The sequence below is a fragment of the Patulibacter sp. SYSU D01012 genome, from assembly GCF_017916475.1.
GTDB lineage: Bacteria > Actinomycetota > Thermoleophilia > Solirubrobacterales > Solirubrobacteraceae > Patulibacter.
The window spans coordinates 1,373,680-1,389,125 of record NZ_JAFMTB010000001.1 but is presented as its reverse complement, the minus strand read 5'-3'; the positions used below and the strand labels follow the sequence as shown (position 1 = coordinate 1,389,125).

Here is a 15,446-nt window from a genome sequence, read left to right as displayed (position 1 = left end):
GATCGGATGCGAGGGGGTCGCACGGCGGCGTGCGCGGGGCAGCCGGCCGGGCTGTCGCGGAGCCTATCGGGACGGTTGACTGGCTGATCGACCGGGACCGTCCGGCGCGGCGGGGGCGAGCTCCGCGCGCAGCCGGTCGACGGCCTCCGCGACCTCGTCGAGGGCGGGCAGCACCTCGCCGCGCAGCGCCTCGCGCGCCCGGGCCCCGGCGGGCGTCAGGCGGTAGAAGCGGCGGGAGCGGCGGACGGGGTGCTCCCACTCGCCCTGGGCCAGCCCCTCCTCCTCGAGGGTCCGCAGCAGCGGGTACATCGTGTTGGGGTTGACCGTGACGAGGCCGCCGGAGAGCTCGCGGATCCGCTCGATCAGGCGGTTGCCGTACGCGGGCTCGTCGCCGTCGAGCAGGCCGAGGACGAGCAGCCGCACCAGGCCGGCGCGGCGCAGCGCCGCCGACAGCGGGTCGCCGGGGCCGCCCGGCCGGCCGCCGCGCGGCGCGGACGGCGCGTCGGGGACGGCCTCGCGCGCGGCCTCGCGCGCGGCACGGCGGGCCTGGTCGCGCCGCGCCCTCGTGGGTCCGTCCCCAGCCACGCCCGAAGGATCGCAGGCGATGCCGGTGCGGGGCGCGGGGACGGACGACCGTCAGCCGCGCGGCGGACCGAGGACCGTCGTGACGCCGATCGCCGTCGGCGGGCGCGAGACGGCCAGCCAGTCGCCGCGCCCCGCCGTCACCCGCAGGTCGCGCACGAAGATGGGGATGCCGCCCACGACCTGCAGCTCGCCCGGGATGTCGACCATCAGCTCGTACGCCCACCGCCCCGAGGTCCGGCGCACGCGCCCCTCGACGGGCACCTGGACGATCGCCGGGTTCTCCATCTCGGTGAAGAAGAGCACGCGCGTGCCGCCGCCGTTGACCACCGTGATCCGCGCCGTCGTCGGGACGGTGTCGGCGTCGGCGCGGACCCGGCCCCGGCCGACGATCGCGGCCTTCGGGCACGCCGCGATCCCGGCCCGCCGGATCCGGTCCGCCGAGCAGGAGGGCCGGTCGCCGCCCCGGTAGAGCGACCCGCGCGGGAAGCGCATGACGAGGCGCTGCAGGGTCTGCCGCGGCACCCCGACGTCGGCGTCCCATCCCCACGCCAGGGACACGTCCAGGGTGACGGCGCGGGGCCGCCGCGCCGTGGGCGCCGGGCCCGGCGCCAGGCGGGCGGCGACGTCCGCCGTCGTGGTGATCGACGCGGCGCGCGCGGGCGCGGCGCCCCCGCCGGCGGCCGCGACGAGCAGCGCGGCTCCCGCGGCCACGAGCGCCGCGGTCCGGGACGGGGCAGGGCGGGACGGACGCATGGCGCGAGCCTACCCGCCCGCGAGTACGCCGCACGCGCCTGCGGCCGCGATGATGCGCCCGTGCCGCCCATCCGCGCCGTCCTCTTCGACTTCGCGGGCACGCTCGCCGTCCCCGCGGCTCCCGCCGCCTGGCTGCGGGCCCTCGAGCCCGCGTGGCCGGACGCGGAGATCGCGCGGGTGGCCGCGGCGCTCGACGCCGCGGGCGCCGTCCCCGGCGGCCCCTACCCGGCGTCGATCCCCGAGACGATCGCCGACGACTACGCGCGCCGCGACACGGACGCCGCCACCCACCGGCGGGCGTACGAAGGCCTGCTCGCGACGGTCGTCGCGCCGGCGCTGGCCCGCCGGCTGTACGACCGGGTGCTGGAGGCGGACGGCTGGGTCGCGTACCCCGACGCGGCGCCCGTGCTCGCCGGCCTGCGCGAGCGGGGCGTCGCGATCGGCGTCGCGACGAACGTCGGCTTCGAGCTGCGCCCCGTCGCCGCGGGCCTGGGGCTGCTCGACGCGGTGGACGCGTGGACGTCGTCCCTCGAGGTCGGCGCGGCGAAGCCCGACCCCCGGCTGTTCGCTGCCGCCGCCGCGGCCGTCGGCGCGGCCCCCGAGGAGTGCTTGTTCGTCGGCGACAACGCGACGGCCGACAACGGCGGCGTTGCGCTCGGCATGCGCACGCTGCTGCTGCCGATGTCGCCACCCGGCGCCGCGCACGGGCTGGACGCCGTGCTGCGCCTGGCCGCGGGCTAGCGGGGCCGCAGCTCGTCGAGCAGCGCCGCGAGCTCGGCCTCGGGGTCGCCCTCCGGCTCGCCCCGGCGGCGGCGCCGGCGCACACGGGCCTCGATGACGCTGCGCGCCTCGGCGACGACGTCGTCGGGCAGGTCGCCCCCGCCGCCGCGCCCGAGCAGCGCCGCCAGCTCGTCGTCGAGCGCGTCGCCGTCCTCGCCGCGGGCCGCGCGGCGACGGCTGCGGGCGGCGAGCATCTGCTGCACCTCGTCGTCGCGCATCGCCGCCGTCTCGGCGCCCGGCTTCGGCGGGGGCGCCATGCCGCCGCGGCCGATGCTGTCGTGCGCCGAGCCGCTCATGAAGAGGGTGGCGACCGCGATCAGGCCGGAGAAGCCGACGACCACGAAGAGCACCACGGTGATGACCGTGTCCACAGGCGCAGTCTGCCGGACGGCGCCGCCGCGCGCGCGGCGCAGCGGCGGGGGGCGGGCCTAGGGCGCGAGCTTCGCGCAGGCCTGGAGCTTCGTGATGTCCTGGCCGGCCTGCTCCAGGCAGCGGTCGTACGCGCTGGCGCCGGAGGACGACGAGGACGAGCCCGACGACGAGGACTGGCCCGACGCGCTCTGGCCCGACGACGAGGACGACGACCCGCTCGCGCCCGAGGAGCCCTGGCCGAGCGCGGACAGCAGCTGGTCGAGCGGCAGCGCGTCCTTCGGCGCCGCGATGCGGACCGGCTCGTTGATCTTCGACAGGCCGAAGTCGAAGGAGATCTTCCCGCTCTTCAGGGTCATGTCGACCTTCATCCGCCGCAGCGCGCCCTGCCCGTCCGCCGCCCACACGTCGATGGACGCCGAGCGGATCTCGCCCTGGAGCTTCTTCACCGTCGCGGCGGCCTGCGCGGTCTGCTTCGCGTCCGCGGCCTTCTCGGCGCGGCCCAGCAGCTTCTGCAGGTCGCCGGCCAGGCGCGCGGTGTCCACGCCGGCGCGGACGTGCGTGACGTCCTCGCCCTTGAGCTCCTCGTCGCCGACCGTCTTCGGGTCCTTCAGCCACGACCGGGGGTCGATGCCCAGCGACGAGAAGGACAGCCCCTTGCCCTGCTGCTTCGCGTCGTCCGTCTTGAGCTCGTCGACGACCTTCGCGTCGACCTGGAACGGTTGCCCGCCGAGCTTGACGTACGTCTTGCCGCCCGCGGCGAGCAGGCCGAGGGCGGGCTCGCCGCCCGCGGTGCCGGCGCCGCTCAGGGCGACGTCCAGATCGAAGCTGGTGCGGCCCTTGTCGCCCGTCTCGTAGGGGCCGGTGATCGCGACGTCGAGCGGCTGGCCGCCGGCCGCCGCGCTGCCGGTCAGCCCGATGCGCACGTCGACGTCGGCGGAGCGGATGCTCTCGCCCTTGCCGAACGCGCGGGAGACCGTGTCGGCCGCGGACTCCTTGCCGCCGCAGGCGAGCACCACCACGGCCACGACCACGAGCAGCGCGACGAGGACGCCGAGCAGGACGCGCGGCGACGGGCCGGAGGCCCGACGGCGACGGGGGCGCGGACGGCCCGACGGGCGGACGGACGGTGCTGCGTTCATGGGCTCTCCCCTCCAGGAGCGGACGCGCACGGAAACCTGCGCGTCGACGCGAGGGTCGACCCTACCATCGGTCGGGTGTCCTCCCCCGCACCCGCCGCCCGCCGTCGCGCGGCGGCGCTCCTGCCCCTGACGCTCGCCGCGACGTTCGCGGTGGCCGCCGGGCCGGGCGCCGCCGGGCCGCCCCACGCCGGAGGACCGTTCGCCCCCGGGGTGGCGTCGGCCGCGACGACGGCCACGAAGACGAGCACGAAGAAGAAGACGAAGAAGAAGGCCCCGAAGTACACGGTGGAGGGGGAGCTGCGGAAGCTCCGCTCGGCTCGGGACATCAGCGCGGCGGACCTGCGCACCTGGCGGGCGCTCTACCGCGACGCGAAGGCGAAGGCCGCCAGGCTGCCGAAGGGCACGGCCCGGACCGAGCTGCAGGGCGTCGTCCGCAACACGGACGAGATCGCCGGACGGCGCAAGCTCAGCGCCTCGCTGGCGCCGAGCGTCTTCCTGACGCTGCAGGTCAACCGCGACTGGTGGACCGCGCGCGCCGCCCCCGCCGCCGGCGCCCGCCCCGCCGTGCCCGGCAGCCCGCTGACCTGGCAGTACTACCCCGGCGAGGGCCTGCAGATCCAGTGGCTCGCCACGTTCGGCACCGCCAACGCGCTCGCCACCACGCAGACGCCGGCGAAGCTCGAGCAGCTGCGGGCGATCGAGGACGAGGCGCTGCGCCTGGCGTCGACCCGCGCCGGCGGCCCCGCCTGGCAGTACCTGTTCGACTTCGGCGGCGGCGCGCCGCCGTGGGGCTCGGGCATGGCGCAGGTGACGGGCATGCAGTCGCTCGTGCGCGCGTCGACGCGGCTGGGCGACACGAAGTACGCGCAGACGGCGCTGAAGGCGGTCGAGCTGCTGCGGCACAAGCAGCCGAACGGCGCGCTGCTGAAGGGCGACGTCGGCGACCACCTGCTGCTCTACACGTTCACGACGATGCGGGTGATGAACGCCTTCACCCAGGCCGTCTCGGGTCTGCACGAGGTCGCGGCGACGACCGGCGACCCGAAGGTGGCGTCGACGTACGTGCGCGCCGAGCGCCAGCTGCGCGCCGAGCTGCCGCAGTACGACCTGGGCACCTGGGCGCGGTACAGCCTGGGCGGCAAGCCGGAGACGCCGAGCTACCACACGCTCTCGCGCGACCTGCTGCGCGGGATGTGCCGCACGCTCCAGGCGGACGCCGCGCTGTTCGCGGCCGGGCAGCCCGTCGCCGGCGGCCTGCCGCCCGCCCCGCCCGACCTGTACTGCGCCCTGGGCGAGCGGTTCGCGCAGGACCTGCGCGCCACCCCGTCCGGCCCCGCCGCGTCCCGGGCGCGGAGCCGCGCCGCGGTGCCCGCCCCGGCGGCCGTCGGCCTGGACGCCCCGGCGGTCAGCCAGCCGTAGCGGGCCAGCGGCCGGGCCGGCGGGCCCGGCCGCGAGGGCCCGTACACTCGCCGCGCATGACCGCGCGGACCGTCCTCTACACGGGCAAGGGCGGCGTCGGCAAGACCTCCGTCGCCGCCGCCACCGCCCGCCGCACCGCCGCGGCGGGCCTGCGCACCCTGGTCCTCTCCACGGACGCCGCGCACAGCCTGGGCGACGTCCTCGGCACCCGGGTCGGCGCGACGCCGACCCCGGTGGCCGACCGCCTGGACGCGCTGCAGGTCGACGCCCGCGCCGAGCTGACCCGCCACTGGGGCGCCGTCCGCGCGTGGGCCGCCCGCGGCCTGCTCGCCCGCGGCGTCGACCGGGTCTCGGCCGAGGAGCTGGCCGTCCCGCCCGGCCTGGAGGAGCTGCTGAGCCTGCTCCGCGTCGTCGCCGCGCGCGAGGCCGGCGAGCACGACGTGGTGGTCGTCGACTGCGCGCCGACCGCCGAGACGCTGCGGCTCGTCGCCTTCCCCGAGGTCGCCGGCTGGTGGCTGCGCCGCGTGGCGCCCCGCCAGGACGACCTGCTGGGCACGGCCGCGCCGATCGCCCGCGCGCTGCTCGGCGTCGGGCTGCCCGACCGCGACGCGCTCGCCGACGTCACCCGCGCGATGCGCTCCCTCCTGCGCCTGCGCGAGGCGCTCGTCGACGACGCGGGCCTGACCTTCCGGCTCGTCACGACCGCGGAGCGCGTCGTCGTCGACGAGACCCGGCGGACCGCCACGGCCCTGGGCCTGCACGGCATCCCCACGGACGCCGTCGTCGTCAACCGGCTGTTCCCGGACGACGTCGGCGCGTACTTCGCCGCGTGGCGGGACCGGCAGGCGACGGCGCTCGCCGAGATCGACGCGGCGTTCGCCCCCGTGCCGGTCCTGCGGGCGCCGTATCTGGACGAGGAGGTCGTCGGCGCGGTCGCGCTCGACCGGCTGGGCGCCGCGCTGTGGACCGGCGTCGATCCCGCCGCACGGCTGCACGAGGGCCCCGGGCGCGAGCTGACCGTGGACGGCGACGAGGTGCGCCTGCGGATCGCGGTGCCGCTCGTCCGGCGCGAGGACGTCGCGCTGCGCCGCGTGGGCGACGAGCTGGTCGTGGAGGCCGGCGGCCACCGCCGGACCGTGCTGATGCCCGCGCCGGTCGCGCACTATCGTCCTGCGGGAGCCGCGCTCCGCGACGGGCACCTCGAGGTGACCCTGCGCGCCCCGGAGCCCGCGGACTGACGATGCCGGAGACCCCCACGCCCGACGACCCGCTCGACGACCTGCGCGCCCGCATCGCGGCGACGCAGGAGGCCGCCGAGCGCCTGCACGAGCAGGCCGCGGCGGCGCGCGCCGACGACGAGGCCGGCCGGGTGCCGCCGAACGGCTGGGCCACCCCGCAGGACCGCCAGGAGCGCGCGGACGAGGTGCACGCCCTCGCGGCGCTCCTGCGCGCGCTCCGCGACCTCGTCCCCGCCGAGCTGCAGAGCCACGTGACCGACCTGGTGCGCCAGCTGCTGCTGCTCGCCCGCGCGATCATCGACTGGTGGGTGGAGCGCCTGGGGCTCGAGGACGGCCGCGACGCGCGACCCCCCGCGGGCGCCGGCCCCCGCGTCGAGGACATCCCGATCGGCTGACCGTGACCCGCTCGACCCCCCGCCCCTCCCCGCTGCACGCCTGGCAGGGCCTGTCCGCCGCGCAGCAGCGCACCGCCGCCGCGGCGCTCGTCCTCTTCGCCTCGCTCCTGACCCCGTGGTACGCCACGAAGGTCGTCTTCGCCGGCCGGCCGCCGCAGGTCTCCGAGGAGAGCCTGTCCGGCTTCGCGGCGTTCTCGTTCGTCGAGGCCGCCGTGCTGCTCGTCGCGGTCGCGGTGCTCGTCCTGACCTGGGCGCGGGCGACGGAGCGCCGGTTCTCGCTGCCGTTCGCCGACGGGACGCTCGTCACCGCCGGCGGCGCGTGGATCGGCGCGCTCATCGTCTACCGGCTGTTCGACCGGCCCGACGGGACGGAGTCCGCGACGAGCACCACGCTCGTGGGCCTGTCCTGGGGGATCTTCGCCAGCCTGGCGGCCGCCGGGCTGCTGCTGGCGACCGGGCTGGACCAGCGTCGGGCCGCCGCCGAGCGCGCCGCGCGGGCCCGCGAGGACCGGGCGGCCGCCGAGGCCGAGCGCCCCGTCGTCGACCCGCGCGACGTCGTCGACGCGCCGCGCCGTCGCCCCGACGACCGCGCGCCCCGCGCCGCCGACGGCCGCCCGCGCGAGGCGCCCGGGACGCCGGCCGGCCGGCCGCGTCCCGCCCGCCGGCCGGCCGGCCACGCGGACGACACCCGGCACGTCGGCCGCGACGACGCGGCCGAGCTGCTGCGCGACGCCGGCCTGGGCGCCGAGGCGGACGACGCCGCGGCGACCCGCCCCCCGACGCCGCGCGGCCCCGCCCCGCGGGTCGAGCTCGGCGGCGCGGCCGCGAGCCTGGCGGCCGACGGGGCGCCCGGGACGCGCGGCGGGGACGGGGCCGTCTCGGGGCAGGACGCTCCGACGCGTCCCCGCCGCGCCGACGAGGCCCCGACGCGGGCCCTGCCGGACGACGAGGCGCCGACCCGCGCGGCGGCCGCCGAGGACGCCCCGACCCGCGCGGTGCCCCGGGACGGCGCCGCGACGAGCCCGCCGCCCGAGCACGCCCCGGGCACGGACGAGACGCGGGTCCACCCGGAGCGCCGCGACGAGCGCCGGCGCCCGCGCTGGCGCCGCTGACCGCGCCCGGCCGGCGCGATCAGTCGCCGTTGTGGCGGCGCTCGATCTCGCGGTTCTGCTTCGCCTCGCCCACCGTCTCGTTCGGCGGCAGCTGCCGGTCGTCGCCGCGCAGCGGGTCCGGCGCCGGGGCGGGGCTGTCCCGCCACGCGCCGTAGCCGCCGGCGAGCATCCCGACGGTCGCGAGGAACAGCAGCAGCAGGCCGGTAGCGAGCAGACCGCGGATGCGGCTGAGGTGGCCGAGCACGGCGAGCACCACGGCGACGCCCATGAGCAGCACGACGGTCGACGCGGGGATGGCGGCGAGCGGCACGCGGCCAGCTTCCCACACCCGCGGACGGCGTGCGCGGCCTAGCGCAGCGTCCAGGCGCCGTCCGGGGCGCGGCGGGCGACGGCGTCTCCGGACCGCGGCCGCGCGGTCGCCGCGGGCACGGACTCGCGCAGTGCCTCGGCCACGAGCGCGCGCAGCCCGGGATCCGCGGCGCGGACCGGCCCGCGCGCGGTCGCCGCGGCCGCGCCACCCGCGGCGTCCACCGCCGCGAAGAGCGAGCGGCGCACCGCGGCGCGCTCGCGCAGCGCCTCGGCCTGGTCCCGCAGGTCCGGGACGCCGGTGACCAGCAGCCCGGCCACGACGACGGCCGCGACCGCCGCACCGCCCGCACCCCGCGCCGCCGGGCCGGCGAGGGCGACGACCGTGCCGGCCGCCGCGGAGAGGAGGACGAGCGCCGGCACGAGGTAGCGCGGATTGCCGGCGAAGCCGATCTGCGCCATCACGGCGACGAGCAGGACGTACGCCACGACGATCGCCAGCCACGGTCGCGGGTCGACGCCCGCGCGCCGCCGCGCCGCGACGGCCGCGCCGGCGACGGCCGCCGCCAGCGCCAGCCACGGCCCCTGGCGGCCCAGGTCCTCGAGGACGGTCAGGAACGGCACGTCCGTCAACGCGGCGGAGCCGGCGCTCGCCGGCCCGGTCGCCCCGCGGGTGGACCGCAGCCCGGACGAGAGCAGGTCGGGGACGACCCACAGCGCCAGCACGCCGGCCCCCGTCAGCAGGACCGTCCGCCACGGCAGCGCGCCGCGCCGCACGAGCCACAGGGCGAAGAGGGCCACGAAGGGCCACGCCTCGGGCCGGATCAACGCGCCCGCGGCGGCCAGGGCGAAGGCCCGGCCGTCGTGCCCGTCGCCGTGGGCCAGCAGCGCCCACACGACGAGCGCGCCCAGCACCGGGTCGGCGTTGCCGAGGGCGCCGTTGAGCAGCCACCACGGGGACAGGACGAGCGCGCCGGCCGCCACCACGGCGGCCCACGGCCCGGCCGCGCGGGCGGCCAGGCGGGCCGCGCCGACGACCGCGAGCAGCGCGCCGGCGCGCGCGACGACGAGCCACGCCGCGCCGGCCCCGTCGCCCAGCACGGCGAACGGCGCGGTGAAGAGCACCGGGAACGGCTTCCACGACGGGCCCGCGCCCGTCGCCAGGTCCAGCGTCCAGAGCTCGCGCCCCCACGTCACCCACGCCGACGCGTCGAACGCGAGCGCGTGGCCCAGGGGCAGCGACGCGGCCGCCAGCAGGACGGCGAGCAGCGTCCACCACCGGCCCGGCCGCTGCCGGATCGCGGCGGGGAGCACCGCGCCAGGATAGACCGCGCCCGGACCGCGCCCCGCCCCGGTCCGCCCCCGGGCCGCCGACGGACGCGCCGCCGCCGGACGGGACGGTGGGGGCGCCGCGGGCGGGCGGCACCGTGACGGGCGGCACCTATGATCGGGGGATCGTGTCGTCCGCTCCCGCCTCCGTCGAAGCGCTCGCCGCCGGTCTCCGGCAGGTCGGCTACCTGCCCGGCTCGCGCACCGCGCTCGTCTCGCACCTGGCCGTACAGCTCGGCAAGCCGGTGCTCGTCGAGGGCCCGGCCGGCGTCGGCAAGACCGAGCTGGCGAAGGCGCTCGCCACGCTGCTGGACCGCGAGCTCGTGCGGCTGCAGTGCTACGAGGGCCTGGACGAGGCGAAGGCGCTGTACGAGTGGAACTACCGCAAGCAGCTGCTGCGCATCCAGGCGCAGAGCGCCGGCGAGGGCACCGCGGGGTGGGACGCCGTGCAGGACGACGTCTTCGGCGAGGAGTTCCTGCTCGAGCGGCCGCTGCTGCGCGCGATCGCGAGCGAGAAGCCGGTCGTCCTGCTGATCGACGAGATCGACAAGACGGACCAGGAGTTCGAGGCGATGCTGCTCGAGCTGCTCTCCGACTTCCAGATCACGATCCCCGAGCTGGGCCGCGTCGAGGCGACCACGCAGCCCGTCGTGCTGCTGACGTCGAACAACGCCCGCGAGCTGACGGAGGCGCTCAAGCGCCGCTGCCTGTACCTGTGGCTCGACTACCCCGAGCTGGACCGCGAGCTCGAGATCGTGCGCGAGCGGGTCCCGGGCCTGTCCGCCACGATCGCGCGCCGGCTCGTCGAGGTCGTCGCGGAGATCCGCGCGCTCGACCTGAAGAAGCCGCCGTCGATCGCGGAGTCGATCGACTGGGCGCGGGCGCTGCTGCTGCTCGGCGCGGACGACCTGGACCAGGAGGTCTTCCGCGACACGCTCTCGGTGCTGGTCAAGCACCGCACCGACCTCGACCTCGTCGCCGAGCGCGTCGGCCTGCGGCTGCCGGCGCGCGCCGGCTCCGGGGACTGAGCGGGACGACCGTGGCCGCCGCGCCGCACGGCCCCACCGGCCCCGGCCCGCGCCAGCTGCGCCAGGCGGCGATCCACGCCGCCGCGCGGCCGGACGGCGTGCCCGGCGGGTTCGCGGGGCAGCTCGTCGTCTTCTGCGAGGAGCTGCGCGGCGAGGGCCTCGCCGTCGGCACGAGCGAGCTGCTCGACGCGACGGTGGCGCTCGACGCCGTCGCGTGGTCGCGCCGCGAGGACGTGCGCGAGACCCTGGCCGCCACGCTGGCGAAGTCCCCCGACGCCCGCCGCGTCTTCGACCTGGTCTTCGACCGCTTCTTCTTCCGCGCCGCCGAGGCCGAGGCCGTGCGCCGCAGCAGCACGGACGGCGAGGTGGCGGCGAAGCTCGCCGACGAGCTCGCCGGGGACGCACAGGGCGACGGCGAGGCGCACGAGGCCGGGGAGCAGCAGGGTGGCGACCCGCTCGACCTGGACGCGGTGCGCGAGGCGATCGCCCGGGCGATCGCCGAGGGCGCGTCCGGGCGGATGGCCGACCTGGCGGCGCTCGCGATCGGCAGCGTCGGCGGCGCGGTGACGGACACCGGCGTGGTCGGCGTCGACGTCCAGCGGATCCGCCGGGCCCTCGAGCTGCGGACCGATCCCGACCCGCAGGCGCCCGAGGACGACCCGCGCCGCGAGGGCCTGCCGCGGGAGGGCATCCGCGAGTTCGAGCAGCACCTGCGGCACGAGCTGGAGCGCCGCCGGATCGAGCGGCTGGGCGAGCTGCCGCCGGCGCGGCCGCTGAACCAGCTGGACCGCGCCCTGCCGACGAGCGCGGGGCAGAGCCTGGCCGAGATCCACCGCGTCGTCCGGCAGCTCAAGCGGCGCCTGAACACCCAGGGCCAGGAGCTGCGCGGCCACCGCCGGCGGACGCAGGTCGACCTGCGCGCGACGATGCGCGCGTCGCTGCAGACCGGCGGCGTCCCCGTCGTCGTCAAGGAGCGGGCCGTGCGGCCCCGGCGCCCCGAGATCTTCGTCCTGTGCGACGTCTCGACGTCGGTGACGAGCGCGTCCCTCTTCTTCCTCTCCGTCCTGCACGCGCTGCACGACGCGTTCCGCAAGATGCGCTCGTTCGTCTTCGTCGAGCGGATCTCCGAGGTCACGGAGCTGTTCGAGCGCGAGCGCGAGTTCGAGAAGGTCTCGCAGGCCATCGGCCGCGACGCCGGGGTGGCCGACGTCACGGGCTACACCGACTACGGCCGGGTGTGGCGCGAGTTCCTCGAGCAGACCGAGGACGACCTGCACCCGCGCTCGACGGTCATCGTCCTGGGCGACGCGCGCACGAACGGCCGCGATCCCGCCGAGGCGGCGTTCGCCGCGATCGCCGAGCGGGCGGGCCGCACGTTCTGGCTCAACCCCGAGCCGGCTCTCTACTGGGACTACGGCGACTCCGTCATCAGCCGCTACGCCGGGCACTGCGAGGTCCACGAGTGCTGGACGGCGGACCAGCTCGAGGGCTTCGTCGCCGCACTGACCGGGTCGGGCCCGGCGCCCGAGCCGCCGCGCCCGCACCGCCCCGGCCGCTGACGCGGCACCCCGGCCGGCCGCGCGGCGGGGGATACTCCCGGGGTGCCGGACCCGCTTCCCATCGCCCCCGCGACGCCCGCCGACGTGCCGCAGATCACGGCGATCTACAACGACGTCATCGCCACGACGACGGCGGTGTTCTCCGAGGCGGCCGTGACCGCCGAGGACCGCCTGGCGTGGCTGCGGGAGAAGCAGGCCGCCGGCCTGCCCGTGCTCGTGGCGCGCGACGGCGACGTCGTCGCCGGCTTCGCCACGTACGGCCCGTTCCGTCCGTGGCCGGGCTTCCGCACGAGCGTCGAGCACTCCGTCCACGTCGCCCGCTCGCACCGCCGCCGGGGCCTGGGCCGCCGCCTGGTGCAGGCGCTCCTCGACGAGGCGACCGCGGCGGGCCTGCACGTCATGGTGGCCGGGGTCGACGGCAGCAACGCCGCGTCGATCGCGCTGCACGAGGCGCTCGGGTTCACGCAGGTCGGCCGGATGCCCGAGATCGCGACGAAGCACGGCCGCTGGCTCGAGCTCGTCTTCCTGCAGCGGCGCCTGGGCGACGCCTGAGCCGCCGGGCGCGTCGGGTAGCCTGCCCCGTCGGTGTCCGCCCCCGCCGCCCCGGCCTCCCCCGCCGCCCCGCTCGTCGCGCGCGACGTCCGCCTGCGACGCGGCGACCTGGAGGTGCTCGCCGGGATCGACCTGGAGATCGCGCCGGACGAGGTCGTCGCCCTCGTCGGGCCCTCCGGGTCCGGCAAGTCGACGCTGCTCGAGCTCGTCTGCGGCCTGCGGGCGCCGGACGCCGGGACGGTGGACGCCCACCCCGCGGCGCTCATGCCGCAGCGCGACCTGCTGCTGCCGTGGCTCGACGCCCGCGACAACGTCGCGCTGCCGCTGCGCCTGGCCGGCGTCGCGCGGCGCCCGGCCCGCGAGCGCGCCGACGCGCTGCTGCGGCGCGTGGGCCTGGAGGGCTTCGCGCGCGCCCGGCCGGACGCGCTGTCCGGCGGCATGCGTCAGCGCGTGTCCTTCCTGCGCGCGCTCGCCACCGAGCGCGACCTGCTCTGCTTGGACGAGCCGTTCGGCGCCCTCGACGCGATCACCCGCGAGGAGCTGCGCGCGTGGCTCGGCGAGCTGCTGGCCGAGGGCGGCCGCTCCGTCCTGCTCGTCACCCACGACGTCGAGCAGGCCGTGCTGCTCGGCCACCGCGTCGTGGTCCTGACACCGCGCCCGGCACGCGTGGCGGCGACGATCGCCGTGCCGCGGCCCGCCGGCGGCGCCCCCGACCCGACCGACCCGCAGCTCGTCGCCGCCCGCCGCGCCGTCCGCGACGCCCTGCACGCCGCGATGGAGGCCAGCGCGTGAGGGCCGCCAGCCGCCCCGGCGACCGCCGCCCGCTGCCGCTCGCCGCACGCGTCGCGCTCGGCGTCGTCGGCCCGCTGCTGCTGCTCGGCGGCTGGCAGGCCTACGTGCGCCTGGCCGGCGTCGACGAGATCCTGCTGCCCGCGCCGACCACGGTGGCCCGCACGCTCGTCGACGACCGCGCGCTGCTGTGGGACGCCTTCGGACGGACGGCGCAGGAGATCCTCTTCGGCCTGGCGATCGCGCTGGCGCTCGGCCTGGTCCTCGCGCTCGCCATGCACCTCTCCCGCGTCGTCCGGGCCGCGATGGGGCCGCTCGTCGTCGGCACGCAGGCCATCCCGCTGCCGGTCCTCGCCCCCGTCCTCGTCTTCTGGCTCGGGTTCGGGCTGGCGCCGAAGCTCGCGATCGTCGCGATCATCTGCTTCTTCCCCGTCACCGTCGCCACCCTCGACGCCCTCGACCGCGTCGACCCCGACCTGCCGCGGCTGCTGCGGACGATGGGCGCCAGCCGCTGGCAGCGCCTGCGCTGGGTCGAGCTGCCGTCGGCCCTGCCGGCCGCGCTGTCGGGCGCCAAGGTGTCCGTCGCCATCGGCGGGATCGCCGCGATCTTCGCCGAGTACGCCGGCTACGAGCAGGGGCAGGGCGGCCTGGGCGGCGTGATCCAGACGGCGCAGCTGAACACCGCCCGCGCGTTCGCGGCCGTCGCGATCCTGGCGGTCTTCGCCGTCGTCACGACCGGGCTGCTCGCCGGGGCGCAGCGGCTCCTGGCGCCGTGGGCCGTGCGCCCCCGCGACCGCCGGCCCCGCTGACCGCGCCGCGACGACCGCACCGGGCGACCCGCTAGGCTCCGCCCCGCAGACGCATCCATCCGGGGAGTCCTGGCAGGGGCTGAGAGGGCGCTGGGACCGCGCCGACCCGACGACCTGATCCGGCTCATACCGGCGGAGGGAGCACCATGGAACGACACGACGCACCGCACGAGCGCCGGAGGCTCGCATGACCGCACGCCGCCCGCTGCTGCTGCTCGCCGCCCTCGCGGCCACCCTCGGCCTCGCCGCCTGCGGCGAGAAGAGCGAGAGCACGGCCGCCACGGAGAAGCCCCCGGCCGCCGCGCTCTCGCTGCTGCTCGACTACACGCCGAACGCGGACCACGCCGGCATCTACCAGGCGCAGGCCGCCGGCGACTTCGCCAAGGCCGGCCTGCAGGTCGACGTCCGCACCCCGGACGACCCCGCGAACGTCCTCAAGCTCGTGGCGTCCGGCCGCGTCGACCTGGGCATCTCGTACGAGCCCGAGGTCCTGCTGGCCCGCGCCGAGGGCCAGGACGTCACGGCCATCGCCAGCATCGTCACGCGCCCGCTGACGTCGGTCATCAGCCTGCCGAAGGCGAAGATCGCGACGGCAGCCGACCTGAAGGGCAAGACCGTCGGCACGGCCGGCATCCCCTACCAGTCGGCGTACCTGCAGACCATCGTGAAGAAGGCCGGCCTGCAGCCCGGCGACGTCAAGCAGGTCGACGTCGGGTTCAACCTGCAGAACGCGCTCCTGTCCGGCCGGGTCGACGCGACCCTCGGCGGCTTCTGGAACGTCGAGGGCGTCGAGCTGCAGCAGCGCCGCAAGGACCCGAAGGTCGTGCCCGTGAACGAGCTCGGCGTGCCGAAGTACGACGAGCTCGTCCTCGTCGCGCGCGGCGCGACGCTGAAGAGCAAGGAGTCCGCGATCCGCCGCTTCGTGCGCGCGCTCGGCCAGGGCTACGAGGCCGTGCGCAAGGACCCCGAGGCCGGCGCCGACGCGCTGCTGCGGGCCAACCCGGGGCTCGACGAGAAGCTGCAGCGCGCCGCCGTCGAGAAGACCGCCGAGGCGTTCTTCCCCGCCGACTCCGACCGCCCGTGGGGCTGGCTGCAGACGGACGAGTGGGCCGACTACGCGCAGTGGATGCTCGAGAACGGCCTGCTGAAGAAGCAGATCCCGCTCGACACCACCGTGACGACGGACTTCCTGCCGGGCGAGGGCGCCGGCGAGGGCCGCAAGACGCCGGGCGACGCCGGCCGCCCCAGCGAGCAGCTGCCCGGCTACCGCGGCGAGTAGCC

Annotated in this window: 17 protein-coding genes and 1 riboswitch; of the genes, 11 read left to right on the top strand and 6 right to left on the bottom strand. The window is 77.5% G+C overall.

Translation table 11 applies throughout. The annotated features are described in order from the left end of the window. Positions 1-63: 63 nt before the first annotated feature. On the bottom strand, positions 64-585 hold the full coding sequence (locus tag J3P29_RS20685; protein WP_210492178.1) for a PadR family transcriptional regulator: 522 nt from the start codon (positions 583-585) through the stop codon (positions 64-66). A 51-nt stretch (positions 586-636) separates the two neighbouring features. Continuing rightward, positions 637-1,338, bottom strand: coding sequence for a hypothetical protein (locus J3P29_RS06305; protein WP_210492177.1), 702 nt, complete (start codon positions 1,336-1,338; stop codon positions 637-639). 60 nt (positions 1,339-1,398) lie between these two features. On the opposite strand from J3P29_RS06305, the gene J3P29_RS06300 reads away from it, so the two are divergent. Continuing rightward, a complete protein-coding gene (locus J3P29_RS06300) occupies positions 1,399-2,079 on the top strand; it encodes an HAD-IA family hydrolase (protein ID WP_210492176.1) in 681 nt (226 codons plus the stop codon). Here the strand turns inward: J3P29_RS06300 and J3P29_RS06295 are convergent. Together J3P29_RS06295 and J3P29_RS06290 are read right to left on the bottom strand one after the other, a co-directional pair. After that, the gene (locus J3P29_RS06295) at positions 2,076-2,489 is read right to left on the bottom strand and encodes a hypothetical protein (RefSeq protein WP_210492175.1); all 414 of its coding nucleotides are present in this window, start codon (positions 2,487-2,489) and stop codon (positions 2,076-2,078) included. The two genes, J3P29_RS06300 and J3P29_RS06295, sit on opposite strands and share 4 nt — an antisense overlap. A gap of 57 nt (positions 2,490-2,546) precedes the next feature. Beyond that, a complete protein-coding gene (locus J3P29_RS06290; RefSeq protein ID WP_210492174.1) occupies positions 2,547-3,629 on the bottom strand; it encodes a hypothetical protein in 1,083 nt (360 codons plus the stop codon). A 75-nt stretch (positions 3,630-3,704) separates the two neighbouring features. Here J3P29_RS06290 and J3P29_RS20315 point away from each other — a divergent pair, with 75 nt between their 5' ends. Genes J3P29_RS20315 through J3P29_RS06270 form a run of 4 tightly spaced genes read left to right on the top strand, consistent with a single transcriptional unit; the run spans position 3,705 to position 7,793 of the window. After that, positions 3,705-5,048, top strand: a complete 1,344-nt coding sequence (locus J3P29_RS20315; RefSeq protein WP_210492173.1) for a D-glucuronyl C5-epimerase family protein — start codon at positions 3,705-3,707, stop codon at positions 5,046-5,048. Between the two features lie 56 nt (positions 5,049-5,104). Beyond that, the gene (locus tag J3P29_RS06280) at positions 5,105-6,286 is read left to right on the top strand and encodes an ArsA family ATPase (RefSeq protein ID WP_210492172.1); all 1,182 of its coding nucleotides are present in this window, start codon (positions 5,105-5,107) and stop codon (positions 6,284-6,286) included. 2 nt (positions 6,287-6,288) lie between these two features. After that, the gene (locus J3P29_RS06275) at positions 6,289-6,681 is read left to right on the top strand and encodes a hypothetical protein (protein ID WP_210492171.1); all 393 of its coding nucleotides are present in this window, start codon (positions 6,289-6,291) and stop codon (positions 6,679-6,681) included. A 2-nt stretch (positions 6,682-6,683) separates the two neighbouring features. Continuing rightward, complete coding sequence (locus J3P29_RS06270; RefSeq protein WP_210492170.1) at positions 6,684-7,793, top strand: hypothetical protein; 1,110 nt, start codon at positions 6,684-6,686, stop codon at positions 7,791-7,793. Positions 7,794-7,812: 19 nt separating this feature from the next. Here the strand turns inward: J3P29_RS06270 and J3P29_RS06265 are convergent, their stop codons facing one another. Beyond that, positions 7,813-8,103, bottom strand: a complete 291-nt coding sequence (locus J3P29_RS06265) for a hypothetical protein (protein ID WP_210492169.1) — start codon at positions 8,101-8,103, stop codon at positions 7,813-7,815. A 38-nt stretch (positions 8,104-8,141) separates the two neighbouring features. Beyond that, positions 8,142-9,413 carry a hypothetical protein gene (locus tag J3P29_RS06260; protein ID WP_210492168.1) on the bottom strand — a complete coding sequence of 424 codons (1,272 nt, stop codon included), beginning with the start codon at positions 9,411-9,413 and terminating at the stop codon, positions 8,142-8,144. Positions 9,414-9,556: 143 nt separating this feature from the next. On the opposite strand from J3P29_RS06260, the gene J3P29_RS06255 reads away from it, so the two are divergent. From J3P29_RS06255 to J3P29_RS06230, 6 genes are all read left to right on the top strand, one after another. Further along, the gene (locus J3P29_RS06255; protein WP_210492167.1) at positions 9,557-10,456 is read left to right on the top strand and encodes a MoxR family ATPase; all 900 of its coding nucleotides are present in this window, start codon (positions 9,557-9,559) and stop codon (positions 10,454-10,456) included. A gap of 11 nt (positions 10,457-10,467) precedes the next feature. Then, positions 10,468-12,015, top strand: coding sequence for a VWA domain-containing protein (locus tag J3P29_RS06250; RefSeq protein WP_349239773.1), 1,548 nt, complete (start codon positions 10,468-10,470; stop codon positions 12,013-12,015). A 42-nt stretch (positions 12,016-12,057) separates the two neighbouring features. Continuing rightward, on the top strand, positions 12,058-12,567 hold the full coding sequence (locus J3P29_RS06245) for an N-acetyltransferase family protein (protein ID WP_349239772.1): 510 nt from the start codon (positions 12,058-12,060) through the stop codon (positions 12,565-12,567). Positions 12,568-12,600: 33 nt separating this feature from the next. Beyond that, positions 12,601-13,359: an ATP-binding cassette domain-containing protein gene (locus J3P29_RS06240; protein ID WP_210492166.1), complete on the top strand. Its 759-nt coding sequence runs from the start codon at positions 12,601-12,603 to the stop codon at positions 13,357-13,359. After that, complete coding sequence (locus J3P29_RS06235) at positions 13,356-14,165, top strand: ABC transporter permease (RefSeq protein WP_210492165.1); 810 nt, start codon at positions 13,356-13,358, stop codon at positions 14,163-14,165. Before J3P29_RS06240 ends, J3P29_RS06235 begins: the two co-directional genes overlap by 4 nt. A 50-nt stretch (positions 14,166-14,215) precedes the next feature. Next, positions 14,216-14,323: riboswitch (TPP riboswitch) on the top strand. Between the two features lie 29 nt (positions 14,324-14,352). After that, complete coding sequence (locus J3P29_RS06230; protein ID WP_210492164.1) at positions 14,353-15,444, top strand: ABC transporter substrate-binding protein; 1,092 nt, start codon at positions 14,353-14,355, stop codon at positions 15,442-15,444. Positions 15,445-15,446 lie beyond the last annotated feature (2 nt).